Raw genomic sequence first — 24,347 nt, 5'->3', positions numbered from 1 at the left:
CATCAGCATTTGATTGTTGTTCTATGTCGCTCTATGGCAAAAGATGATTAAGATTGTGCAATCCGCAAAAATTCATCAAAAAAAGTTGGAAAGGTTTTTGCGGTGCATTTTGGATCTAAAATGGTAACAGGGGTATTTGATAAAGCAATCAGAGCAAAGCACATCGCCATACGGTGGTCATTGTAGGTTTCAATTTGTGCATGTTGAAAATCCGTTAATGGCAAAGGCTGAATACGAATAAAATCTTCGCCCTCTTCCACTGTCGCCCCCACTTTGCGTAACTCTGTTGCCATAGCACTCAAGCGATCCGTTTCTTTTACTCGCCAATTATAAATATTACGGATAACGGTTTCGCCTTGAGCAAATAAAGCAGTGGTTGCAATGGTCATAGCCGCATCAGGAATATGGTTCATATCCATATCCACACCGATTAATTCCCCACGTTCTGCTTGGATAAAATCCTCGCCCCAAGTGATTTTTGCTCCCATTTTAGCCAATACATCAGCAAATAAACGGTCGCCTTGAATGGAGTTTTTGCCAATACCTGTTACTTTTACCTTGCCTTTAATTGCACCAGCGGCAAGAAAATAAGAGGCAGAAGAAGCATCGCCCTCAACCATATAATGTTGTGGCGATTGATATTGCTGTTGTCCTTTTACCTTAAAACGGCGATAGTCCTGATTGATAACCTCAACCCCAAAGATCGCCATCATATTGAGGGTAATATCTATGTAAGGTTTTGATACCAAATCGCCAATAATTTCAATTTCCGTATCCTGCTCAGCCATCGGGGCAGCCATTAAAAGTGCGGTCAAAAATTGGGAAGAAATTGAACCATCAATGCTAACTTTTCCTCCTTTCAATCCTACATTGCGAATAGCTAAGGGTGGATAGCCCTCTTGTTCTAAATAATCAATTTCAGCCCCTGCTTGGCGTAATGCGTCCACCAAATGCTTAATTGGGCGTTCTTTCATACGAGGTTCGCCCGTTAAAATAATTTCATTCTGCTTACCATAAGGATTGGCGAGGCATAATGCCGCTGTTAAGGGACGCATTGCCGTTCCAGCATTGCCTAAAAATAAGCTCAACCCATCTTGCCAATCAAAGGCTTGCCCTAAACCAATGATTTCACATTCCGATTTATCGGCGGATAATTGATACTTCACTCCTAATTGTGCCAACGCCGCTAACATATAACGTACATCATCACTATCCAATAAATTGGTTACTTTGGTGGTGCCTTTGGCTAAAGCTGCTAATAATAACGCACGATTAGACAGGCTTTTTGAGCCGGGTAAATTAATCACGCCCTCAACTTTGGCAATGGGATTGAGGGTAATTGATTGAATATCTTGCATATTATAATCCTAGTACCTTGCTTAATGCGGTTAAGAAACGTTGATTTTCCTCAGGTAAACCAATGCTTACACGCAAATGATTAGGCAAGCCATAACCAGCCACAGGGCGTACAATCACCCCTTGTTCCAATAAGGCTTGGTAAATTGGTAAAGCAGGTTGCCCCACATCAAGTAACACAAAATTGCCCTTTGACGGCACATAACTTAACCCTTTTTCAGAAAAAAATTGTTGTAATAAGGTTAGCCCTTGCTGATTATTTTCGGCTACTTGAGCAATAAATTGTTCATCATCTAATATTGCCATACCTGCCGCTAAGGCAAGGCTATTGCAATTAAAAGGCTGACGCACACGATTAAACAAACCTGCAATTTCAGGGCAAGACACCGCATAGCCTAAGCGTAAACCTGCTAATCCATAGGCTTTTGATAGGGTGCGGCATACCACTAAATTAGGATATTGTTGCAATAAAGCAAAAGCATTGACCCGTTCTTGTGGCTGAGTAAATTCCGTATAAGCCTCATCTAAGACCACCAAAATATGTTCAGGCACTTGTGCCAAGAAATCGGCGATCTGTTGGTGTGATAAAAATGTCCCTGTTGGGTTATTGGGATTGGCAATATAAATTAATTTAGTGGCTGGGCTAATCGCCGTTAAGAAACCGCTTAAATCGTGTCCATAATTAACCGCAGGCACTACCACCGCTTTGGCATTGCGTGCTTGCGTGGCTAAAGGGGCAACGATAAAGGTATATTGTGAGAAAATCACTTCATCTCGTTCGCTCACAAAGGTTTGAAAAATCAGCTCTAATAAATCATTTGAGCCATTACCTAGGGTAATTTGTTCCGCCGATAAACCAAATTTATCCGCCACTTTTTGTTTAAAATAAAAGCCATTGGAATCAGGATAACGTGTTAAATCCGCAAGTTGAGCTTGGATCGCTTGTTTAGCGGACTCAGGAAAACCAAAAGGGTTTTCATTTGAAGCAAGTTTAATAATATTAGCAATACCTAATTCACGTTCTAATTCTTCAATGGGTTTACCTGCTTGATAAGGCGATAAGTGTTTTACCCCTTCGTTGGCAATATTAATAAATTTCATCTTGGACTAACCATTAACTATGTTGTTGTTCAAATTGTTGCATAAAGCGGATTAACGCCTCAACGCCCTCTATTGGCATCGCATTATAAATTGAGGCACGCATCCCCCCTAATACCTTATGCCCTTTTAACGCCTGCAAACCTGCGGCAGTGGCTTCGGCAACAAATTGTGCGTCTAATTCTGGATTGCCTGTTACAAAAGTCACATTCATGGTTGAACGGTTAGCCTTTGCCACCACATTGCGATATAACTTGCTGTTATCAATGTAATCATAGAGGCGTTTGGCTTTTTCCGCATTACGCTGCTCATAAACGGATAAACCACCTTGTTGCAACATATATTTAAATACTAAAGAACAAAGATACCAAGCAAAGGTAGGCGGTGTATTGATCATTGAGTCCGCATTCGCTTGTACCGCATAATTCCAAATAGTTGGTGTGGTTGTTGCAGCTTTGCCAATTAAATCTTCACGAATGATCACTAAGGTAATGCCTGCAGGTCCGAGGTTTTTTTGTGCCCCTGCATAAATAATACCAAAACGGCTAATATCAATTTGACGAGAAAGAATATTAGAAGACATATCCGCCACCAATACTGCATTGCCAACTTCAGGAATAGCGAAAATTTCCACACCACTAATGGTTTCATTTGGGCAATAATGCACATAATCATATTGATCCGCTACTTGGCTAAAATCTAACTGAGTAATGGCTAATTGCTCGTTCACAATACTCACTTCATCAATATCAGCAAAAAGGCGAGCCTCTTTGGCGGCGGTGGCTGACCAATGCCCACTATTAAGGTAAAGGGCTTTATTTTTACCACGACAACCGATTAAATTCATCGGAATGGCGGCAAATTGCCCTCTTGCACCGCCTTGTAAAAATAAAATCTTATAGTTATCAGGGATTTGATAAAGTTGACGTAAATCTTGTTCCGATTGGCGAGCCAATGCCATAAAATATTGACCACGATGGCTCACTTCCATTACTGAGGTGCCTTGCCCTTGCCAATTTAACAATTCTTGTTGTGCTTGTTGTAATACAGCTTTAGGCATCATTGCTGGGCCTGCACTAAAATTAAAAACTTCTGACATAATGACTACTTCCTATAATAAAAAAGATTTGTTAGTTTTATCATTACCCTTGCTTGCGTGCAATGTTTTTTCCTATTTTTATGGTCGTTTCACTTTAAAGTGGGAGCGACTATATTTCATAGGGCAAAGGTAATCGGGTTAATGGGCTATGATCCTGTGGTAAACGAAAAGCTGTTTCAGGATCTAACTGATTATTCAACACTGCTTGTAAATATAAATCTCCTGCAAAATTGACCGCACTTATCACAACCCCAGTGGCTCGCCAACTTTCCCCTAAATCCATTTCTAGTTCAGAACCAATGGCAGGGCAAGCCTGCGTTTGAGCATAAAAACTCAACATCGCCCGTTTATTCGCACCACGATATTTTGCCCTTGCCACCATTTCTTGCCCAATATAGCACCCTTTTTGGAATGAAATGGCTTGCTCAATGGCTTGTAAATTTAAGGCTTGCGGTAAAAATTCAAGTTGCGTTTGTGTGGTTAAACTTGGTAATCCTGCTTGAATATCTGCGATTTGCCAATGGGCAAGTTGTCCGTCAAAAGCAATAGTTTGGGGCGATAAATTAATGGCGAGTTGGCGTTGGTCGGCAAGAGTAAGCACATAATCCGCTTGCAAAGATTGCCCAATTACTCCGATAATTTGTGTCTCAAGCAGTTGAAAACTCACCTTAGAAAACACTGCATATTTTTTTAATGCTTCTAACGCACTCGGCAATAAACAGCGATCAATAATGGCATAAAAATGCTGTTCTGCAACCGCCACTAAACGAAACAGAGATTGCACTTTGCCCTTAGGATCACAATGTGCCGTTAGGGTAGAATTGCCAATGGCAAGTTGCTCTATATCGCAGGTCAGCTGTCCTTGCAAATATTTGCGACTGTCCTCGCCTTGAATATCAATAATTATATAATGGCTTAACTCAATTAACATCTGCTTTCCCTTATTCTAAATTCTGCACTTGCTCTCGCATTTGCTCAATCAATACCTTTAATTCCACTGCGGAATTGGTTACCTCAGCATTAATGGATTTAGACGCTAAGGTATTGGACTCACGATTAAGCTCTTGCATCATAAAATCCAATTTTCGTCCGACAGCCCCACCTTTGCGTAAAATATTGTGGGTTTCTTTTAGGTGCATTTGTAAACGATCTAATTCTTCCGCTACGTCAATGCGTTGTGCTAATAACACTAATTCCTGTTCTAAGCGGCTAGGATCGGCTTGTAATTGCGCATCGGCAAAACGTTGTAATAAACGTTCACGTTGCCATTGTAAAATTTCTGGCATTTTTGACCGCACTTTTGCCACTTCAACATCAATCAAATCTAAACGCTGTTGAATCACTTGAGCTAATTTTTCGCCCTCGCGCCCTCGCATTGCAATAAACTCCCCTAACAGTTGATCAAATGCACTAAGTAAATCCTGACTAATCTGATCAACATTTTGTTCAGGCATTGCCACGACACCGGGGTAACGTAATAATTCGGTGAGATTAATATCGCCCTCGCCAGCTTGCTGTTTTAACCATTGTAAAGACTTAATCACACTTTGTGCAAACTCGGTATTAAGTCGCAATTCGGTCTGATGCTTTTGTTCCGCCTCAAAACGTAAGCTACATTCCACTTTACCACGAGTTAATCGCTGCCGTAATTTTTCACGCAAGGTATTCTCTAAACCACGAAATTGCTCAGGCAAGCGGAAAACAGTTTCTAAATAACGTTGATTAACCGAGCGAACTTCCCAAATAGCTGTTCCCCAGTCCTGTTTTAACTCGTAACGTGCGAAAGCGGTCATACTATAAATCATTTTAATGTCCTTGCGTTGTTCAATGTAATATTGTCAATTCTGTTTAAGGTTGCTTACAAAAGCGGAAATTGATTGTTCATTCTACCCATAAATTGCACCGCGTGCTAGAATATGGCAAATCTTTTTACGCATTAATCGGTATTTATCGTCGTTTTAATTTAAAGTGGAACGACAGTGTTTATCGGTTAAAGCAATATAGCAAACAAGGAAATATTATGCGTCCACAAAACCGTTTAGCCCACCAACCTCGTCCTATAAAATTAACACGTCATTATACCAAACACGCCGAAGGCTCAGTGTTGGTAGAATTTGGCGAAACCAAAGTGTTATGTACCGCCTCAGTTGATGACTCAGTGCCTCGCTTTTTAAAAGGACAAGGGCAAGGTTGGGTAACTGCTGAATATGGTATGTTACCTCGCTCTACTCACAGCAGAATGCAACGTGAGGCAGCCAAAGGAAAACAAAGTGGGCGTACTATGGAAATTCAACGTTTGATCGCCCGTTCTTTACGAGCAATGATAGACTTAAATGCTCTTGGCGAGCGTTCCATTACCTTAGATTGCGATGTTATCCAAGCAGACGGCGGTACACGCACTGCGGCGATTACAGGGGCTTGTGTTGCCTTAATCGATGCCATTAACAAATTAATCGCCGAAGGGGTATTAACCACCAATCCCATTAAAGGTTTAGTGGCTGCGATTTCCGTAGGCATTGTCAATGGCGAGGAAGTTTGCGATTTAGAATATGTGGAAGATTCCGCCGCGGAAACTGATATGAATGTGGTAATGTTGGAGGACGGTAGAATGATTGAGGTACAAGGTACTGCCGAAGGCGAACCTTTTAGCCATCAACAATTATTAACTTTATTAGATTTAGCCAAACAAGGTTGTGAAACCCTGTTCCAAGCACAGCGCCAAGCCTTAGCTCAACACGAGGAAAAATAATGCAGGATTACAAACAACAATTTATTGAATTTGCCCTCTCTCGCCAAGTGTTACGCTTTGGCGAATTTACCCTAAAATCTGGGCGTAAAAGTCCCTATTTTTTTAATGCAGGCTTGTTTAATACAGGGGCGGATTTAGCCAAACTCGGCGAATTTTATGCCCAAGCCATTCAACAAAGTGCGGTGGATTTTGACATTATTTTTGGTCCAGCTTATAAAGGCATACCCATTGCCACAACCGTCGCCATTGCCTTAGCCAAACAATATCAGCTTGAAATTCCTGTTTGCTTTAATCGTAAAGAAATCAAGGATCATGGCGAGGGCGGGCAGTTAATTGGCAGTTCATTACAAGGTAAGGTGCTATTAGTTGATGATGTGATTACCGCTGGCACTGCAATTCGTGAAGTAATGACCTTAATCCAACAACATCAAGCTCAATTATCCGCCGTGTTTATTGCCCTAAACCGTAAAGAAAAAGGACAAGGGGAGTTATCCGCCATTCAAGAAGTAGAACGAGATTATCAATGCCAAGTATTTTCTATTATTGATGTGGACGACTTAATTGATTTTATCGCTAAACACCCTGATTATCAGCAACACTTAACTACAATGCAGCAATATCGTCAACAATACGGGGTAAATTAACAAATCATTGATATTTGGTCAAAGTGCGGTGGGTTTTGGGATTTTTTTCGGTTAGTGAAGTTGGAGGAACAGGAAAAATAATCCCCGGAACTTACCGCACTTTAGTTCAAATTTATTCAAAAAGGCATTGAAAATAACTTGATTTTGCGATCTTTATTCCAACTTTTTACCTAAATTTAGATTTCTATTTGGTTTTACTTGGTTTTTCTTAGATGATAAGAAAATGCTTATTATCGTGAAAACATGTCTATGACCGAATCATCGTTAATGCCTCGAGAAAAATTATTAAAATTAGGTGCAAGTGCTTTGCAAGATTATGAACTTTTGGCGATTTTTTTGCGAACAGGAATTAAAAATTGTCCTGTTATTGATCTATCCCAACAAGTCTTACAACATTTTGGTTCGTTACGAGCATTGATGAATGCCAATGCAGAGGATTTTTGTGCCGTTAAAGGTATTGGTATAACCCAATTTATTCAGCTAAAAGCCTGTACAGAAATGACGAAACGCTATCTTTCGCAACAATTATTTATGGCACATCAATTTCATAATATTGAAGCCACAAAATTATATTTGCAAACGGAATTAGAACCGCAAGAACGAGAAATCTTTTTGGTATTGTTACTTGATAATCAACATCGTTTAATTAAACAAGAGACACTTTTCTTAGGTACAATAAATCAAGCCAATGTGTACCCTAGAGAGATTATCAAAACTGCTTTAGCCTATAATGCAGCAGCGATTATTTTGGCACATAATCACCCTTCGGGTGTTGCAACCCCAAGTCCACAAGATAAACAGATGACTGAGCAAATTAAACAAGCCTGTGAGTTAATGGAAATTCGAGTTTTAGATCATTTTATTATTGGTAAAGGCACTTATTTTTCCTTTGCTGAGCAAAATTGGCTATGATTTTTACGGAAAATGTGTTTTTTACTTGAGAATCACGAATAAAATAAGTATAATTCACGACCTTTAATATACTATGCGGGTCGGGTTAGATACCTGACGAGGTAGCTCAAGGATCTCGGTTTTAACTAGAATATTGAGTAATCCGAACCGTAAGCTCGAGCTTAATTAATTATTGGAGAATAAACATGTCTAGAGTCTGTCAAGTAACAGGCAAGCGTCCAGCCGTTGGTAACAACCGCTCACACGCTATGAATGCGACTCGTCGTCGTTTTCTTCCTAACTTACATACCCACCGTTTTTGGGTTGAAAGTGAAAAACGTTTCGTAACTTTACGCTTAACAGCGAAAGGTATGCGTATTATTGATAAAAAAGGGATTGATGCAGTGTTAGCTGACATCCGTGCCCGTGGCGAGAAAATCTAAGGAGCTAACAAATGGCAGCTAAAGGTGCTCGTGAAAAAATCCGTTTAGTTTCTAGTGCAGAAACCGGTCATTTTTATACTACAACCAAAAATAAACGTAATATGCCTGAAAAAATGGAAATCAAAAAATTTGATCCAGTAGTGCGTAAACACGTTATTTATAAAGAAGCTAAAATCAAATAATTTTAGTATTCCTTTGTTAAAAGCCCGAACAATGTTCGGGTTTTTTTATCGTTGTTCCATTTTGAAATAATGTAGCATTGGCTTGCTTTATTTTAATGTATAACAACAATAAAACCGCTGTATTATGAGGTTATCATGCCTGAATTACCAGAAGTAGAAACCACCAAAAATGGTATTGCTCCTTATTTGCAGGGGGCGATAATAGAAAAAATTGTTGTAAGGCAAGCGAAATTGCGTTGGGCGGTAAGCCCTGAGATTAGCCAACTTTCTCAGCAAAAAGTGACCGCACTTTCAAGACGAGCGAAATATTTGATCATTCATCTTGAGCAAGGCTTTATTATTGGGCATCTTGGTATGTCTGGTACATTGCGTATTGTGGATCAGCAAAGCCCTGTGGAAAAACATGATCATCTTGATATGTGGTTAAATAATGGCAAAATTTTGCGTTATAACGATCCGCGCCGATTTGGTGCTTGGTTATGGTGTGATGATCTTGCTACTTTTCCGCTTTTTCGTAAACTTGGCCCTGAACCTTTGAGCGATGCTTTTAATGGCGATTATTTGTTTAACAAAGCTCGCCAGAAACAAACGGCAGTAAAAACCTTTTTAATGGATAATGCGGTGGTGGTTGGTGTAGGCAATATTTATGCGAATGAAAGTCTTTTTTTAGCGGGAATTCACCCCCTTAAATCCGTAGGTAAGTTAAGCCAACAGCAATGTGAACACTTGGTTGATATTATTAAGCAGGTATTACATACGGCGATTGCACAAGGCGGTACGACATTAAAAGATTTTTTGCGTCCTGACGGAAGACCGGGCTATTTTGCTCAAGAGTTGTTGGTTTATGGGCGTAAGGATCAGCCTTGTGTGCAATGTGGACACCCTATTGAAAGTTTAGTTATTGGGCAACGTAATAGTTTTTGTTGTCCGATTTGTCAGCAAAAATAGCCTAATCCTGTGTGAAGTGCGGTGCTTTTTGGCAAAATTTTTAGCTTATGGCGAGCTGTTTGGCAACGGCTTTTATAACCTCATTTGGTGAAATTTGTGCCATTAAATGCTTGCCTTTGAGTTTTGTCGCCCAAGGTAGTTGCTCGGCAGGTAAGGCAAATTGTTGTTGCAAATTTTGCTGATACACTGAAATGACATTATTAAGATGATTGTAAGGCCCTGTGCGTAGGGGATTATGGTAAGCATATAAGCCAATCACTTTTGTGCCTTGAATAGAAGCAAGATGCGCTGCGGCGGAATCAGGCGATAGCACTAAATCTACATTGCCAATTAAAGCAGCGAGCTGCTTTAATGTGGTTTTGCCAGCTAAGTTTATTGGTTTAAATTCACAAAGTGCGGTGATTTTTTCCACCATTTTTTGTTCTCGTTCAGCACTTGATGCTGATAAAATCACGTTGATATTTTGTTGATTCGCCCAGTTAGCTACTTGTGCATAATTTTCCACTAACCAATCTTTTTCTACCTTGCTAGAACAAGGCGAAATAAGCAGGTTTTTGCGTTGAGGATCAAGAAAAGGCATAATGGCTTGCTTATCTTGTGCTGAAAGAGGCAGTTGCCAATGGGGAGTAAAAGGGGGAATACCTAAATAATGAGCAAATGCCATAAAGCCTGCGAGAACGTGCGGATTATCAGGCTCATTAATTTGCCGATTAGTAAATAACCATTGCCCCTCTCTTGCCCGTTTAGGGCTAAAACCGATTTTATATTTAGCCTTAATACCCCAAGAGATCATAGAAGCTCGCAACGCTGTTTGCATATTTAATAAGGCATCAAATTGGCGGTTTTTGAGTTGTCGCCACAAGGCAAATAGCCCTTTCCAGCCTGTTTTTTTATCATAGCAAACCAACTCAACCCCAGCTAATCCCTCAAGTAGTTGCATTTCCGTTTTACCTACAATCCAAGTTAATTGAGTTTTCGGCCAATATCGTTGAATTTGTTGCACAACGGCAAGTGCTTGGCAAACATCGCCAATGGCGGATAAACGCAAAATACATAAAGCCTTCGGGGCTTGATTAAAAAGCGGCATATTTATCTCTATTTTCTGGTTAAATCGCCTTATTATAGAGAGAAAGCATTGGGATTAAAAGAGATAGACGTTCCATATTGAAATGATACTTATTGTCGCCCACTTTAAAATAATACAGCGTTGGTACGCCCTGTCTTATTTTAAAGATAAAATTGACCGCACTTTTTAGGGCTAAATAAATTGACTAAATAAGCCAATAGCAATACTGATCATTGCGAAGCCTGAAAAACGGCTGACCCAGCAGGTGAGTTGTGGTTTTTGCCGTAATAATGCCCCTGTTCCCAAACCAACTAAAGGATAAATCAATGCACAATTAGTAATATGCAATAAGCCTAATAAAAGGATTTGCGTGCTGGCAGACCAATCAGATTGTAAACTGATAAATTGAGGAAGTAAGGCGAGAAAGGTTAATAATACTTTAGGATTTAAGCCACTGACAGCGATACCTTTTAAACACCAATTTGTCCATTTGTTCAATGAACTTTGTGTTTGTTCATCAAGGCTTGCAGGGTGGCGTAGGGCGTTTATACCGAGCCAAAATAAATAAATAGCTCCCACTAGCGTTAAAGCCAATAATAAACGAGGATAACTCGCCATAAGTCCACCAACACCCGCCGCTACCGCAAGAATAATGGAACAATAACCTAATAACATTCCCCCCAATGCTGCACTAACACGATGTTTTATTCCTGCAGACATAATATATGCCCAATCCGCCCCGGGGATAATAGTAATAGAGAGTGAAAGTAGCCAATAGGCGAAGAGCATTTGTTCTGACATAATAGCACCTTTTTATCCTAGTAAAGATGGTTATATGATAAAAAGATTTGGCTAGAAAAACTTTGCGATTTTTAATATGATTAGCATTATTTTTGCAAGAATATTGCGTATGGATAGAATAGATAAAAAAATTATTGCGGAATTGCAACAAAATGGACGAATTTCTCTCACTGAATTAAGTGAAAAAATAGGCATTAGTTTGTCCCCTTGTCAACGGCGAGTAAAAGCCCTTGAAGAACAAAAAATCATTAGTCATTATCAAGCCCATATTGATCCCATTAAAGTAGGATTGAATTTTACTGCCATTTTGTTTATCACTTTAAAAGATTGTAATCATCAAAGTGTAACGGCTTTTGAGCAAGCGGTAGTGGAGATTGCTGAAATTACCCAAGCTCAACGGTTATTTGGTGATCCTGATTATATGTTACATATCGTAACCAAGGATCTTGCCAGTTATCAACAGCTTTATGATCGCCGTTTATCCAGTTTGCCCTATGTGGCAAGGCTAAGTTCTACTTTAGTGATGAAAGAGGTGTTATCAAATCGCTGTTTGCCATTATAGTACAAGGATAATTTTATGCAGCAACAACAAGAAAAGAACCAATATTTTTTGTTTAATTTTAACCAATCCTTACCCGATCAACAGTTATTTTTTGATCCGTTATATTGGCAACAACAAGCAAGGATTATTGGGCAAGCCCAAGGGCGAGGAACAACCTATTTTTTGCAAACTAATGATTTATTTGGTGTAAATTGTGCCTTACGCCATTATTACCGAGGTGGTTTAATCGGCAAGATTAATCGTGATCGCTACCGTTTTATCCATATCAATCAAAGCCGTAGTTTTGCAGAATTTCATTTATTACGGCGTTTGCATCAAGCAGGTTTGAATGTTCCTAAACCCATTGGTGCAAGAGTAATAAAGCCTTCTTCTCGTTGGTATAGAGCTGATCTTCTTTGTGAAAAAATAGAAAATGCTCAGGATCTGACCGCACTTTTGCAAGCCAAGCCATTGGATAATCAATATTGGCAACAAATTGGCAAATTAATTAGCCAGTTACATTACTTACAAGTATGTCATACGGATTTAAATGCACACAATATTTTATGTCAACAAAGGGAAAACGGGCTAAAATTTTGGCTAATTGATTTTGATAAATGTGCTGAACAATCAGGCAATGTTTGGAAAAAAGCCAATTTAGCTCGCCTATTACGTTCCTTTGAAAAAGAAGTGAAACGAATGAATATTCAATTTCAGTATGAAAATTGGCAAGCCTTGCTGGAGGGCTATTATACGGAGCATAATTTTCCATAGTTTGTTATGAAATTATGTTATAGTAACGGCACTATTTCATTAGTGTTGTTCTATTTTAAATTAAAACGACTATGCCAGAATAAAAGGAGAAATTATGTACTTACAACAAATAAAAAATGAATTGCTTGAGGCACAGCAAGTCTTAGCTGAATTTGTCAATGATGAAAACAATATTGCTTTAATCCAACAAGCGGCATTATTAATTGCGGAGAGTTTTAAACAAGGGGGCAAGGTGTTATCTTGCGGTAATGGCGGATCTCATTGTGATGCGATGCACTTTGCCGAAGAATTAACGGGACGTTATCGTGAAAATCGCCCGGCTTATCCTGCCATTGCTATTTCAGATGTGAGCCATTTGAGCTGTGTAAGTAACGATTTTGGCTATGATTATGTTTTTTCTCGTTATGTAGAGGGCGTGGGGAAAGCGGGTGATGTATTATTTGGCATTTCAACCTCAGGTAACTCAAAAAATGTGTTAAATGCCATTACTGTGGCAAAACAAAAAGGAATGAAAGTCATTGCCTTGACAGGTAAAGACGGCGGACAAATGGCTGGCTTGGCTGATGTAGAAATTCGTGTACCGCATTTTCGTTATGCGGATCGTATTCAAGAGGTACATATTAAAGTTATTCATATTTTGATGATGTTAATTGAATTTGAAATGGCGAAACAGCAATAATCTAACCTTATTTATTCAATTCAAATTTACGCTACAATAATACGGCATTAGCACGCCTTGCCGTATTTTTGTACTGTCTTTGGCATAGCACCTTGTCTCATTTTAAATTGAAACAACTATAAATTAAAACGAGGATATTTTTCTCTAAGGAAAATGATTGCATAATTATTCATTTAATATTAATATTTATTGCAATTTTAGCTTGCTAATCTAAAGAATATTAATATGACTATTGATGTAAAAAATCTCAATTTTTTTTATGGCAACTCGCAGGCATTGTTTGATATTAATCTCAGTGCAGAACAAGGGGATACAGTGGTTTTGCTTGGACCAAGTGGGGCAGGAAAAAGCACTTTAATTCGTACCCTGAACCTGTTAGAAGTGCCTCGTTCAGGCGTTTTGTCTATTGCTAATAGCCAATTTGATTTGGCAACCAAAATGGATCCGAAAAAAATTCGCCAATTACGCCAAGAAGTAGGTATGGTGTTTCAACAATATAATCTTTGGCCGCATTTAACCATTATGCAGAATTTAATTGAAGCACCGATGAAAGTATTGGGAATGAATGAAAAAGAAGCGAAACAACAAGCGGAAAAACTATTACAACGCTTACGTTTAGACAATTTTGCTGATCGCTTTCCATTACACCTATCAGGCGGACAACAACAACGGGTTGCCATTGCTCGTGCTTTGATGATGAAACCGCAGGTTTTATTATTTGATGAACCTACGGCAGCATTAGATCCTGAAATTACCGCTCAAATTGTATCCATTATTCAAGAGTTGCAACAAACAGGGATTACCCAAGTGATTGTAACGCACGAAGTCAATGTGGCGAAAAAAGTGGCAACTAAAGTGGTGTATATGGAGCAAGGGCGTATTATTGAAATTGGTGATGCAAGCTGTTTTAATCAACCACAAACTGAACAATTTAAACAATATTTATCCCATTAATTTAACACAACATTCTAGTTAGGAGAAAAATATGAAAAAATTACTTATTGCCGCCTTATTGGCTGGCTCAACCTTGGCGGTACAAGCCCAAGATATTACTTTTGCTATGGAACCAAGTTATCCGCCATTTGAAAATACCAATGAAAAAGGCGAAATTGTAGGATTTGACGTTGATATTGCTAATGCCATTTGTCAGCAAATTCAGGCAAATTGCAAATTTGAATCCCTGTCTTTTGATACCTTAATCCAAGCGGTACGTTCTAAACGTATTGATGCCGCTATTTCCGCTATGGATATTACTGAGGCTCGTGCTAAACAAGTGAGTTTTACTGATCCCTATTATGATAGTTCAGCCAGTTTTATTGCGGTGAAAGGCAAAGCCGATTTAACCAATGCTAAAAATGTTGGGGTACAAAATGGAACAACTTTCCAACAATATGTGGTGGCAGAGGCAAAACAATATAGCCCGAAACCTTATGCGTCATTACAAAATGCCGTATTAGATCTAAAAAATGGACGTATTGATATTATTTTTGGCGATACTGCGGTGTTAGCGGAATGGTTAAAAACCGATGACAGTTTGGCTTTTGTGGGTGAAAAAGTTACAAATCCAAAATATTTTGGTAATGGTTTAGGGATTGCAGTGAATAAAAGTAATAAAGATTTACTTGAGCAGTTAAATCAAGGACTTGCCGCAATCAAAGCCAATGGCGAATATCAGCAAATTTATGATAAATGGATGTCTGGTGAATAATTATCCTACTAATTAATTATGTTTTTTGATTATTTATCTTTAATTTATGCCGCTACTCTGATTACGCTGGGGTTAGCGGTTTGTTCTTTGTTGGTTGGTTTGTTGCTTTCTATGCTATTTGTAGTGCTGGAAACCAGTAAGATCACTTGTATTCGTCAACCAACCAGTATTGCCATTGCCTTAATTCGTGGCTTGCCTGAGATTTTGGTGGTTTTCTTAATTTATTTCGGCTCAACAGAATTACTAGAAGCAATCACTGGCGAATATATTGAATTTAGTGCCTTTAGCTGTGGTGTGGTGGCGTTGTCCATTATTTTTGCTGCCTATGCCTCGCAATCATTGCGAGGGGCTATTCAAGCCATTTCAGTGGGACAATGGGAATCTGGTGCGGCTTTAGGATTAAGCCGAGCCCAAACCTTTATCCGTATTATTTTGCCACAAGTATGGCGACACGCTTTGCCAGGATTGGCTAACCAATGGTTAGTGTTATTAAAGGATACCGCCTTGGTATCGCTGATTGGGGTTGATGATTTATTACGCCAAGCAGAATTAATCAATACCAATACACATCAACCTTTTACTTGGTTTGGCATTGCCGCCTTAGTGTATTTAATGATTACGATGATAAGTCAAGTGGGTATTCGTAAATTGGCAATGCGATTTACCCGTTTTGAGCGAGGTGTGAAATAATGGTAACAGAATATTTCTATGTTATTGCTCAAGGTATTCCTACCAGTTTATTATTGACCCTTGTTTCGTTAGTGATCGCATTTTTTATCGCAATCGCTTTAACCTTTGTGCTTGCTTTAGGCAATAAATGGGCGAAATTGTTGGTTAATGGCTATCTCACCTTATTTACGGGGACGCCATTATTGGTGCAATTTTTTCTTATTTACAGCGGACCCGGACAATTTGAATGGATCACTAACAGTATCGCTTGGCATTTGTTATCCAACGCTTGGTTCTGTGCAATGTTAGCACTGGCGTTAAATAGTGCCGCTTATTCTACTTTATTGTTCCATGGGGCAGTTAAAGCAATCCCTAAAGGGCAATGGGAAAGCTGTGCCGCATTAGGTTTAACAAGACTACAAACATTAAAGATATTAATTCCTTATGCGTTAAAACGAGCATTACCCTCTTATAGCAACGAAATCATTTTGGTTTTTAAAGGAACGTCTTTAGCCTCTACCATTACTATTATGGATATTATGGGCTATGCTCGTCAGCTATATGGTACAGAATATGACGCTTTGACGATTTACGGCATTGCGGGGGCAATTTATTTAGTTATCACAGGTATTGCCACCTTATTGTTACGTCAATTAGAACGCAAAGTGTTGTCCTTTGAACGTTTGGAAACGGAAAAAGCCAGTTAAAAAAATCTGCACCCAAGGGTGCAGATTGCTATTGTTTAAATAAGTGCGGTGCTTTTTATAAAAATTTTTGCTGTAATTGTTTCGCTTTTTCTCTTTGAGCCTCGGTAGCTTTGGCGGTCATTGGTTCACGACAATAACCTGCTTCAACCCCTTGTAGTTTTAGAATTTCTTTAATGGTAAGGTATAAGCCATTAGCTAAAATCCCCTCAATTAAATCGTTAGTGGTATGTTGTACCGCTAATGCCTCTTCTAATTTACCTGCACGCGTTAAATCAAAGATTTGACGAGCTCGTACCCCATTAATATTAAAGGTACTACCAATAGCTCCATCAACCCCTAAAGCCACCGCTGGCAACATCATTTCATCAAAGCCAGCCCAAATTAAATGGTTTGGATAAGCCTTTTTCAAACGTTCTAATAAATAAAAATCGCCAGCAGTAAATTTAACACCCAATACTTTTGGATTTTGATAAAGCTCACCAAATTGCTCAATGCCCATATTTACGCCAGTTAAGAATGGAATGGAATAGATAATCATATTATTACCTGTTTCGGCAATAATGGTTTCGTAATAATGTTTAATTTCAGCAAAATTAAATTTGTAATAGAAAGGGGTTACCGCAGAAAGGCTATCATAACCAAGTTCAGTGGCATATTTACCCAGTTCTACCGCCTCTTGAAGATTAACACTACCGACTTGTGCAATAAGTGCCACTTGATCTTTGACTTCATCTTTGGCAATGCGGAAGATTTGTTTCTTTTCTTCGGTAGAAAGCATAAAGTTTTCGCCTGTGCTACCGCCCACATATAAGCCGTCAACCCCCATTTTATCAATGTTATGGCGGATAATTTGACGTAAGCCCGTTTCGTTAATTGAACCATCTTCATTAAATGACACTAATAATGCACTGAAGATACCTGTTAATTTTTTCATTAAATGTTCTCCTTAATCGGTTATTTTATAGGTTTAGCCTTATGGCAAAGACATCAGGCTATTTAATACGTTGTTCTAAAATCACATTCACCGTTTTTTGCTTGGTTTTGGTGGCGGTTTCTTCTTCTGCTTGTACAATCAGGGTATAAATTAAATCAAGCACAAATAATTGGGCGATTTTGGTACCAATGGAGTCGCCTTGTAATTGTCCTTGGCGATTGCCGTTAATTAATACATAGTTTGCCACTTGGGTAATGGGCGAACGAAGATTATGGGTAATAGCAACGGTTAATGCCCCATTTTTTTGGGCAATTTTTAAGGCTTGGGTGGTTTCTTTTGATGCGCCTGAATGGCTAATGCCAAGCACAACATCGCCTTTTTTCATTAATGCCGCTTGCATATACATAAAATGATTATTGGTTACCGCATCAACTTGTAAACCGATACGCATAAATTTGTTTTTGGCATCTTCTGCGGTAATGCCTGATGAACCTACACCAAAGAGAAAAATACGATTTGCTTTGCGTAATATATAAACCACTTTGTCTAACTCTTTAAAATCCAAGAGATTGATAGTTTCATCAATCACTTTTTTCATGGTGGTTTGCAGTTTTGCCGCAATATTTTCCGCACTGTCTTCCGCAGAAATATCCGTTTCCAGTAGCGAATGATCTTGTTTATCCTTGGTAGCAAGTTCAATGGCAAGTTCCAATTTAAAATCGGTAAATCCTTTAAAACCTAGTGTACGACAAAAACGGATAAAGGTTGCCTCGCCCACATCAAGCTGTTGTGCAATTTCCGACAATGAACATTGGTTTAATAATTGTGGCGATAATAAAATGGTTTCGGCAATACGTTTTTCGGTTTTGGTTAAGCTGTTATGTAATGCCCCGATCGTATCAAGAATCTTGCCATTGGTGGACATAATCATCTCCTCAGGTTTATAAAAGTTGAATAGGTACTTTAACCACTAATTTTTTGATATCAACACTTTGCTCACCAAGATGACAACAAGGCTTATGTACCTCAAAAGGTAAATAGACCACAAATTGGTTAGGTTGCAAGGTTAGCGTGTTCGCTTGCTCAATGTAATGAGTTAAACTCAGTTGGTAATCATCTTGTTCATTATAAGGGGTATAATCTTCCTCTTTTGGCATAGCAAGGCTATATTGCATACTTTCTTGCCCACTAATCAGTAGCTGAATATCAATATAGTTACGATGAAACTCCGCTTTGCGTAGTTGCGGTGCTTCCGTTTGCAAACATTGTACATTCATATAGATTTCATCGCTTAATTCGTGCCGCCCCTCGCTAAGTTGGTTTAAGTCCATTTGCTGTAATTGTTCACAAATTTCTACGATAATGCGTGGTAATCCACGTTTAAAATCATCTCGATTTAAATCACCAATAAACATCATTTTTTCCTTAATTACAGTAAAATAAAATTTACTTTGTAATATGTTGTTTAACCCAATAAGCCGCCCCAATTAACCCAGCATCGCCAGCATAATGTGCCAAATCAATAGCACAATGATAAAGGTCAGGTAATTGTTTGAGGTATTGTTCTACTAAGGGTAAATACCCCTCTGCTAAACCAACACTGCCACCAAGCACTACTTTTTGAATATCTAAGCTAATTTTTAAGTCAGCGATTAAATTGGCGATAGCTTGAGCTGAGCGTTGTACAAGTGCGGTGGCTTTTGGATCTTTTTTTCTAAATAACTCAAAAACCTGTTTTGGGGTACAAGGTATTTCCCAGCCACTTGCGGCTGCCTCAATGGCTCGCCCAGCGGCAATGGCTTCTACACAGCCACGCCGTCCACAACCACAGAGAGGACCATTAGGATCAGCAAGGCTATGTCCAATATGCCCCGCAATACCATGAGGTTCGGTCAGTAGTTCCCCTTGCAAAATAATGCCACCACCTACCCCAGTAGAAACGGTAATAAAGACAAAATTCTGAACCTTAGCAGGATCTTGTTGACTATATTCTGCACAAGCGGCGGCTTGGACATCGTTTAATAGCCCAATGGGTTTATCAGTATATTGTGCAATACTTTGTTTAAGGGGAAACTCGGCAAGACCACCTAAATTTTTAGGGTTTAATGCGGTCAGAATACCTTGATTGATAATTCCTGTAGAGGCAACCGCAACATAATCAAATTGCCCTTGATAATCCGCTATCAGTTGCCCTAAGGCTTGGTGCATCGCATTAGCAGCATCGGCTTGTGGCGTTGCAATTTGTTGACGTTGTTCAAGTTGTCCATTTATTACCAATGCAGAGGCAATTTTTGTGCCACCAATATCTAATGCTAAACAACGCATATTCCTCTCCTTATTTCGCCGATTTCACCGCTTGAGTGAACCAACTCACAATATGCTCTAAACGGGTTAATGCAGAACCTACGGTAACTGCATTAGCACCAATTTCAATGGCGATTTTGGCTAATTCAGGGCTGTTATAACGACCTTCTGCCATAACCCAGCAACCTGCCTGTTTAAGATCTTTGACTAATTGATAATCGGGTTCAGCAGGAATAGGACCACCTGTATAGCCAGACATTGTGCTACCAATAATTTCAACGCCTAGGCTTTGGCAATATAGCCCTTCTTCTAGGGTGGAACAATCCGCCATGGCTAAGCAACCTAATTCTTTGATTCGCTTAACGGTATCTTCAATGCTCACAGGGCGTACACGATTTGTGCCGTCAAAAGCAATAATATCTGCCCCAGCATAAGCTAAATCTTCAACGTCTTGTAAGAAAGGGGTAATGCGAATAGGGCTATCGGCTAAATCACGTTTTACTAAACCAATAATAGGGGCATTAACAACAGGGCGAGTGGCTTTTAAATTTTCTACGCCCTCAATACGGATACCGCCTGCGCCACCAATGATTGAGGCTTGAGCCATTGCCGCAACGATATGGGGGTGATCCATTGGACCATCGTCCACCGGTTGGCAAGAGGCAATAAGCTGTTTATCTAAACTTGCCAAGATTTGTGTATGGGGTAATTTTGACATTTTAACTCCAATAATCTTTTATCTGAATGAAGATAAATTTCAATGTGCTTAGCATAATATGTTACGCTGAAAAGACAAGTGAAATTACATTATTTTGAGCTTTTTCGTTATTTTTTTCGCTCTTAACTTTAACGGCACTTAAAGTGCGGTCAGTTTTTAAATGATTTCCTTACTGGGCAAAGATAAGGAAATCAATATATTTACTAAATTAAAGTAACGACGGCGCTGCCCCTAACAATTTTTTGGTATAGTCAATATTCGGATTATCAAAAATTGCTTGAGTTGTGCCTTGCTCCATAATTTGCCCCGCAAACATGACCACAATCCGATCAGACACTTGCCGAACCGTTTGAATATCATGGGAAATAAATACCATTGCGAGATTTAATTCTTTCTTTAAATCCGCCAAAAGGTTTAGCACTTGGGCACGAACAGAAACATCTAACGCCGAAGTCGGTTCATCAGCCACGATTAGTTTCGGATTTAGAGCTAATGCTCGAGCAATAGCAACCCGTTGTTTTTGCCCACCTGATAAACGTGTAGGTTCTACTAAAGCCGCTGAACGTGGTAAGCCTACACGAGAAAGCAATTCGTAAACTCGCTTTTCTCGTTCATGAGGTTTTAGCACATTGTGAATATCAAGGGGATCTCGCAAAATATCTAACACTCGCATACGAGGGTTTAACGCTGTGGCAGGATCTTGGAATATTACCGATACTTGGCGACCAAATTGGCGGCGTGCCTCGGCACTGCCATATTGCATTTCCAACCCATTAAACTTAACAACGCCGCTAGTTGGTTTTTGTAAACCGATAATCACATTGGCAAGAGTGGATTTGCCACAACCTGATTCGCCGACTAAGCCAATGGTTTCCCCTGCCCGAATACCTAAACTGATATTATTGACCGCAGTAAATTTTTTACGTCTAAATAAGGATCCATCGCGTGAAGGAAATTGCACCACAATATTTTCTAAATCAATAATATTTTGTTGTTTTAATACTTTAATACTGCTCATGCGGATTCTCCTTGAGTGGCGGATTGTGCTGTTTTATCGGTTAAATGTGATGCCCATAAATGTTGAGGATCACCTTCAACAGGGGTAAGCACTAAGCGTTGATTTGGATCGGCATTTGGACGCAATGAACGGCTAGCAAAGCGATCGCCTTTGGCAAAGTCATAAGGGGAAGGCACACTGCCCGGGATTTGGTATAAACGTTCGGCACGAGATTCTGTTGAAAGCACCGAGCCTAATAAGCCACGCGTATATTCATGCGTTGGTTGAGAAAGCAATGATGAGGTTGGGGCGGTTTCTACCACTTGTCCAGCATACATTACCGTAATATGATGAGCGATTTGTGCTACTAAGGCTAAATCGTGGCTAACAAATACCATGGCAAAGCCCAGTTTATCACGCAATTCATTGAGTAATTTTACTACTTCCGCTTGAACCGTTACATCTAAGGCGGTAGTAGGTTCATCAGCAATTAAGAGTTTTGGTTCACGCGTTAATGCCATGGCAATGACAACACGTTGACGTTGTCCGCCAGATAATTCGTGAGGATAACGCATCAAGACTTTTTCAGGATCTAAATGCACCCATTTCAATAGCGTTTCAGCCGTATGCTTGCTACCACGCTTAATTAATTGGTTCATTTGATCCTTAATCCGCATTGAAGGATTTAATGCACTTAAAGCATCTTGATAAATCATAGAAATTTCATTACCACGCAATCTATTTAATTCATTAGAATTTAATAAATTATGTTGTGTACCACTGCGGTCAGTAAATAAGATTTCCCCAGTGATTTTTGCTGTTTTCGGTAATAATCCCATAATAGAGAAAGCGGTAATGGATTTTCCACAACCCGATTCGCCCACTAATCCCATCGTTTCCCCCTCATGGACAGTAAAGCTGATATTATCCACTAATGGGGTTTCGCCATAACGATTTGGGAAACGGATAGACAGATTTTTAACCTGTAAGATCGGTTTGGCATTGGGATTAATTTGCATACGATCGGTACGGCTCTGTTCTTTTTCATGTAATTTTAATAGATAACGTTTGAGGGCTAAACTTTCAGCCAATGCCTCTTGTACATCGGTACTTAAACGTTCTTCAGGTTTATTGGTTGATTTTTTACTGCCTTTTAATTTCGGATTTACTAAAGCATCGGTTAAACCTTCCGCTAGGATATTTAGCGATAATACCGTTAATAAAATCATCAATCCGGCAAAGGTTGTTGCCCACCAAGCACCATTAAGCACGATATTACGCCCTTCTGATAAGATATTGCCCCATGAAGGGTAAGGCGGTTGAACGCCAGCACCTAAGAAAGAAAGTGATGCCTCAAAAACGATAGCATCAGCCACCATTACTGTTGCAAAAACAAGTACAGGTGCGGCAGTGTTGCGAACAACGTGTTTTAACAAAATATAGGTTCTACTGCCACCAATCACACGTTCAGCACGCACATAATCTTCGTCCCATTGAGAAACCACGTTGGCACGCACAACTCGTGCTAATTGAGGGGTATAAACAATGGCAATGGTAATAATAATGACAGGGACTGAGTTACCAAATGTTGCTAACAATACAGCAGCTAATGCAATGCCGGGGAACGCCATTAAAATATCCATAAGACGCATAATGATTTCATTGCCCCATTTATCTGCGGTTGCCGCAGTTGCCCCTAAAATACTACCAAAAATAATGGCACAACCCACCGCACCTAAACCGATAAATAGCGAGGTTCTTGCACCATAAACAATACGAGAAAAAATATCACGTCCTAGTCGATCTGTACCAAACAAAAATTCTTCACTTGGTGGACGCATACGTGCGATAGAAGAAAGCGGATCATAGGTAGCAATAAGCGGTGCGAAGATAGCCACTAATGCCACAAATAATAGGAAAATCAGCGAGATTTTTGATGCCCCAGAAAGTGCTTGGAATCTTGCACCGCTGGCGGCTAAACGTTTTGCTAAACCTTGTCGAAACATTATAGACTCCGAATTTTAGGGTTAATTAATAAATATAAAATATCCACAATAATATTGACCACGACAAAGGTGAAAGCAATGGTTAATACCACGCCCTGTACCAAATTTAAATCATGATTCACAATACCGTTAAAGATCAATTTTCCCATGCCGGGTAAGTCAAAAATTTGCTCAATAACCACCGCACCACCAAGTAGATAACCTACACGCAGACCGAGAACGGTAACTGGCGTAATCAAAGCATTGCGTAAAACATTGTGGCGAATAACGGTAGCATAAGGAACACCATTACCAATGGCGGTACGCACATAATCCTTATCCATTTCTTCTACCATGGTTGTGCGTACAACACGAATTAAAGAGGCACAAACAGGTACAGCTAGGGCTAAAGAAGGTAAAATCATTGATTGAATATAACCATTGACACTCTCACTTAACGGAATATAACCACCAGAAGGTAACCAAGCTAATTCTAAAGAAAACCATTGAATTAAAAGAATCCCTAGCCAGAAAGATGGGGTGGCAACGGCAGCAACAGAAATTAAACGGATTACCTGATCTACCCAGCGATCACGATAAAGTGCGGCTAATACTCCGAGAGAAAAAGAAACAATTGCGGCAAAAATTACGCCAATAAAGGTAAGTTGTAAGGTAATAGGAAAGGCTTTAGCAATCATTGAACTAATAGGTAGTTCTGGTGGCATAGTCATACCAAAATCCAGCACCAATAAATTGCCTAAGAAACGAAAATATTGTACTAACAAAGGATCGTTTAATCCGCGGCTTTCTCGATATAATTCTTTCGCTGCTTCACTAGCACTTTCACCAAGTGCGACCGTTGCAGGATCGCCGGGGGTAAATTGTAAAACAACAAACACAAGTGCAGTTACCCCAATAATCATAACGGGCAGAGCCATTAAACGGCGTAACAGCAACCGAAGGATAATCTCCATTCTTTTTTTCTCCTATAACCCTAGAAAGTTTCAACGTTGAACCACTAGAAAAGTAAAAGTATTATTTAAATTGTTATGTT

28 protein-coding genes are annotated in these 24,347 nt (G+C 39.4%); 13 read left to right on the top strand and 15 right to left on the bottom strand.

Annotation, left to right across the window (positions count from 1 at the left end; genetic code table 11):
• Window positions 1-47 precede the first annotated feature (47 nt).
• The 5 genes from aroA to A6A20_RS04555 form a co-directional block, all read right to left on the bottom strand.
• Complete coding sequence (aroA, locus tag A6A20_RS04575; RefSeq protein WP_279572353.1) at window positions 48-1,358, bottom strand: 3-phosphoshikimate 1-carboxyvinyltransferase; 1,311 nt, start codon at window positions 1,356-1,358, stop codon at window positions 48-50.
• 1 nt (window position 1,359) lies between these two features.
• Complete coding sequence (hisC, locus tag A6A20_RS04570; protein ID WP_279572352.1) at window positions 1,360-2,457, bottom strand: histidinol-phosphate transaminase; 1,098 nt, start codon at window positions 2,455-2,457, stop codon at window positions 1,360-1,362.
• Between the two features lie 13 nt (window positions 2,458-2,470).
• The gene (gene serC, locus A6A20_RS04565; RefSeq protein ID WP_279572351.1) at window positions 2,471-3,553 is read right to left on the bottom strand and encodes a 3-phosphoserine/phosphohydroxythreonine transaminase; all 1,083 of its coding nucleotides are present in this window, start codon (window positions 3,551-3,553) and stop codon (window positions 2,471-2,473) included.
• 109 nt (window positions 3,554-3,662) lie between these two features.
• Entirely contained in the window at window positions 3,663-4,484 is an 822-nt protein-coding gene (gene ygfZ / locus A6A20_RS04560; RefSeq protein WP_279572350.1) for a CAF17-like 4Fe-4S cluster assembly/insertion protein YgfZ, read from the bottom strand.
• A gap of 10 nt (window positions 4,485-4,494) precedes the next feature.
• Window positions 4,495-5,358, bottom strand: coding sequence for a YicC/YloC family endoribonuclease (locus A6A20_RS04555; protein WP_279572349.1), 864 nt, complete (start codon window positions 5,356-5,358; stop codon window positions 4,495-4,497).
• 215 nt (window positions 5,359-5,573) lie between these two features.
• Between A6A20_RS04555 and rph the strand changes: the two genes are divergently transcribed.
• The 6 genes from rph to mutM all read left to right on the top strand — a co-directional run bounded on the left by rph (window position 5,574) and on the right by mutM (window position 9,410).
• Window positions 5,574-6,302 carry a ribonuclease PH gene (gene rph / locus A6A20_RS04550; protein ID WP_279573743.1) on the top strand — a complete coding sequence of 243 codons (729 nt, stop codon included), beginning with the start codon at window positions 5,574-5,576 and terminating at the stop codon, window positions 6,300-6,302.
• Entirely contained in the window at window positions 6,302-6,946 is a 645-nt protein-coding gene (gene pyrE, locus A6A20_RS04545; protein ID WP_279572348.1) for an orotate phosphoribosyltransferase, read from the top strand. Before rph ends, pyrE begins: the two co-directional genes overlap by 1 nt.
• A gap of 249 nt (window positions 6,947-7,195) precedes the next feature.
• On the top strand, window positions 7,196-7,858 hold the full coding sequence (gene radC / locus A6A20_RS04540) for a RadC family protein (protein ID WP_424585413.1): 663 nt from the start codon (window positions 7,196-7,198) through the stop codon (window positions 7,856-7,858).
• A 185-nt stretch (window positions 7,859-8,043) separates the two neighbouring features.
• Complete coding sequence (gene rpmB, locus A6A20_RS04535) at window positions 8,044-8,280, top strand: 50S ribosomal protein L28 (RefSeq protein ID WP_078238985.1); 237 nt, start codon at window positions 8,044-8,046, stop codon at window positions 8,278-8,280.
• Window positions 8,281-8,291: 11 nt separating this feature from the next.
• Window positions 8,292-8,462, top strand: coding sequence for a 50S ribosomal protein L33 (gene rpmG, locus A6A20_RS04530; RefSeq protein WP_047977607.1), 171 nt, complete (start codon window positions 8,292-8,294; stop codon window positions 8,460-8,462).
• A gap of 135 nt (window positions 8,463-8,597) precedes the next feature.
• Entirely contained in the window at window positions 8,598-9,410 is an 813-nt protein-coding gene (mutM, locus tag A6A20_RS04525) for a bifunctional DNA-formamidopyrimidine glycosylase/DNA-(apurinic or apyrimidinic site) lyase (protein WP_279572346.1), read from the top strand.
• Window positions 9,411-9,450: 40 nt separating this feature from the next.
• Here the strand turns inward: mutM and A6A20_RS04520 are convergent, their stop codons facing one another.
• A complete protein-coding gene (locus tag A6A20_RS04520; protein ID WP_279572345.1) occupies window positions 9,451-10,497 on the bottom strand; it encodes a glycosyltransferase family 9 protein in 1,047 nt (348 codons plus the stop codon).
• A 171-nt stretch (window positions 10,498-10,668) separates the two neighbouring features.
• Window positions 10,669-11,277, bottom strand: coding sequence for a LysE family translocator (locus A6A20_RS04515; RefSeq protein ID WP_279572344.1), 609 nt, complete (start codon window positions 11,275-11,277; stop codon window positions 10,669-10,671).
• Window positions 11,278-11,353: 76 nt separating this feature from the next.
• On the opposite strand from A6A20_RS04515, the gene A6A20_RS04510 reads away from it, so the two are divergent.
• From A6A20_RS04510 to artM, 7 genes are all read left to right on the top strand, one after another.
• Window positions 11,354-11,839, top strand: coding sequence for an Lrp/AsnC family transcriptional regulator (locus A6A20_RS04510; RefSeq protein ID WP_279572343.1), 486 nt, complete (start codon window positions 11,354-11,356; stop codon window positions 11,837-11,839).
• Window positions 11,840-11,854: 15 nt separating this feature from the next.
• The gene (locus tag A6A20_RS04505; protein WP_279572342.1) at window positions 11,855-12,592 is read left to right on the top strand and encodes a 3-deoxy-D-manno-octulosonic acid kinase; all 738 of its coding nucleotides are present in this window, start codon (window positions 11,855-11,857) and stop codon (window positions 12,590-12,592) included.
• 94 nt (window positions 12,593-12,686) lie between these two features.
• Window positions 12,687-13,271 carry a D-sedoheptulose 7-phosphate isomerase gene (gene lpcA, locus A6A20_RS04500; RefSeq protein ID WP_279572341.1) on the top strand — a complete coding sequence of 195 codons (585 nt, stop codon included), beginning with the start codon at window positions 12,687-12,689 and terminating at the stop codon, window positions 13,269-13,271.
• A 225-nt stretch (window positions 13,272-13,496) separates the two neighbouring features.
• On the top strand, window positions 13,497-14,225 hold the full coding sequence (gene artP / locus A6A20_RS04495; protein ID WP_279572340.1) for an arginine ABC transporter ATP-binding protein ArtP: 729 nt from the start codon (window positions 13,497-13,499) through the stop codon (window positions 14,223-14,225).
• A 31-nt stretch (window positions 14,226-14,256) separates the two neighbouring features.
• Window positions 14,257-14,979 carry an arginine ABC transporter substrate-binding protein gene (locus tag A6A20_RS04490; protein ID WP_279572339.1) on the top strand — a complete coding sequence of 241 codons (723 nt, stop codon included), beginning with the start codon at window positions 14,257-14,259 and terminating at the stop codon, window positions 14,977-14,979.
• An 18-nt stretch (window positions 14,980-14,997) separates the two neighbouring features.
• Window positions 14,998-15,669: an arginine ABC transporter permease ArtQ gene (gene artQ / locus A6A20_RS04485; protein WP_279572338.1), complete on the top strand. Its 672-nt coding sequence runs from the start codon at window positions 14,998-15,000 to the stop codon at window positions 15,667-15,669.
• The gene (artM, locus tag A6A20_RS04480; RefSeq protein WP_279572337.1) at window positions 15,669-16,355 is read left to right on the top strand and encodes an arginine ABC transporter permease ArtM; all 687 of its coding nucleotides are present in this window, start codon (window positions 15,669-15,671) and stop codon (window positions 16,353-16,355) included. The genes artQ and artM overlap by 1 nt, the downstream gene beginning before the upstream one ends.
• Before the next feature lie 55 nt (window positions 16,356-16,410).
• On the opposite strand, the gene nanA is transcribed toward artM, so the two are convergent.
• The 8 genes from nanA to A6A20_RS04440 all read right to left on the bottom strand — a co-directional run bounded on the left by nanA (window position 16,411) and on the right by A6A20_RS04440 (window position 24,267).
• Window positions 16,411-17,289: an N-acetylneuraminate lyase gene (nanA, locus tag A6A20_RS04475; RefSeq protein WP_279572336.1), complete on the bottom strand. Its 879-nt coding sequence runs from the start codon at window positions 17,287-17,289 to the stop codon at window positions 16,411-16,413.
• Window positions 17,290-17,347: 58 nt separating this feature from the next.
• A complete protein-coding gene (locus A6A20_RS04470) occupies window positions 17,348-18,214 on the bottom strand; it encodes a MurR/RpiR family transcriptional regulator (protein ID WP_279572335.1) in 867 nt (288 codons plus the stop codon).
• A 16-nt stretch (window positions 18,215-18,230) separates the two neighbouring features.
• Window positions 18,231-18,704 (bottom strand): N-acetylneuraminate anomerase, encoded by a 474-nt coding sequence (gene nanQ / locus A6A20_RS04465; protein WP_279572334.1) that lies wholly within the window; start codon window positions 18,702-18,704, stop codon window positions 18,231-18,233.
• 31 nt (window positions 18,705-18,735) lie between these two features.
• On the bottom strand, window positions 18,736-19,614 hold the full coding sequence (locus A6A20_RS04460; RefSeq protein ID WP_279572333.1) for an N-acetylmannosamine kinase: 879 nt from the start codon (window positions 19,612-19,614) through the stop codon (window positions 18,736-18,738).
• Window positions 19,615-19,624: 10 nt separating this feature from the next.
• On the bottom strand, window positions 19,625-20,311 hold the full coding sequence (locus A6A20_RS04455; protein WP_279572332.1) for an N-acetylmannosamine-6-phosphate 2-epimerase: 687 nt from the start codon (window positions 20,309-20,311) through the stop codon (window positions 19,625-19,627).
• 208 nt (window positions 20,312-20,519) lie between these two features.
• The gene (locus A6A20_RS04450; protein ID WP_279572331.1) at window positions 20,520-21,329 is read right to left on the bottom strand and encodes an ATP-binding cassette domain-containing protein; all 810 of its coding nucleotides are present in this window, start codon (window positions 21,327-21,329) and stop codon (window positions 20,520-20,522) included.
• The gene (locus A6A20_RS04445) at window positions 21,326-23,314 is read right to left on the bottom strand and encodes a dipeptide/oligopeptide/nickel ABC transporter permease/ATP-binding protein (protein WP_279572330.1); all 1,989 of its coding nucleotides are present in this window, start codon (window positions 23,312-23,314) and stop codon (window positions 21,326-21,328) included. The genes A6A20_RS04450 and A6A20_RS04445 overlap by 4 nt, the downstream gene beginning before the upstream one ends.
• Window positions 23,314-24,267 carry an ABC transporter permease gene (locus A6A20_RS04440; RefSeq protein WP_279572329.1) on the bottom strand — a complete coding sequence of 318 codons (954 nt, stop codon included), beginning with the start codon at window positions 24,265-24,267 and terminating at the stop codon, window positions 23,314-23,316. The genes A6A20_RS04445 and A6A20_RS04440 overlap by 1 nt, the downstream gene beginning before the upstream one ends.
• Between the last annotated feature and the right edge of the window lie 80 nt (window positions 24,268-24,347).

The sequence above is a fragment of the Volucribacter amazonae genome, from assembly GCF_029783845.1.
GTDB lineage: Bacteria > Pseudomonadota > Gammaproteobacteria > Enterobacterales > Pasteurellaceae > Volucribacter > Volucribacter amazonae.
The sequence above is the reverse complement of the archived record's forward strand: the minus strand, read 5'-3'. Positions and strand labels throughout refer to the sequence as shown.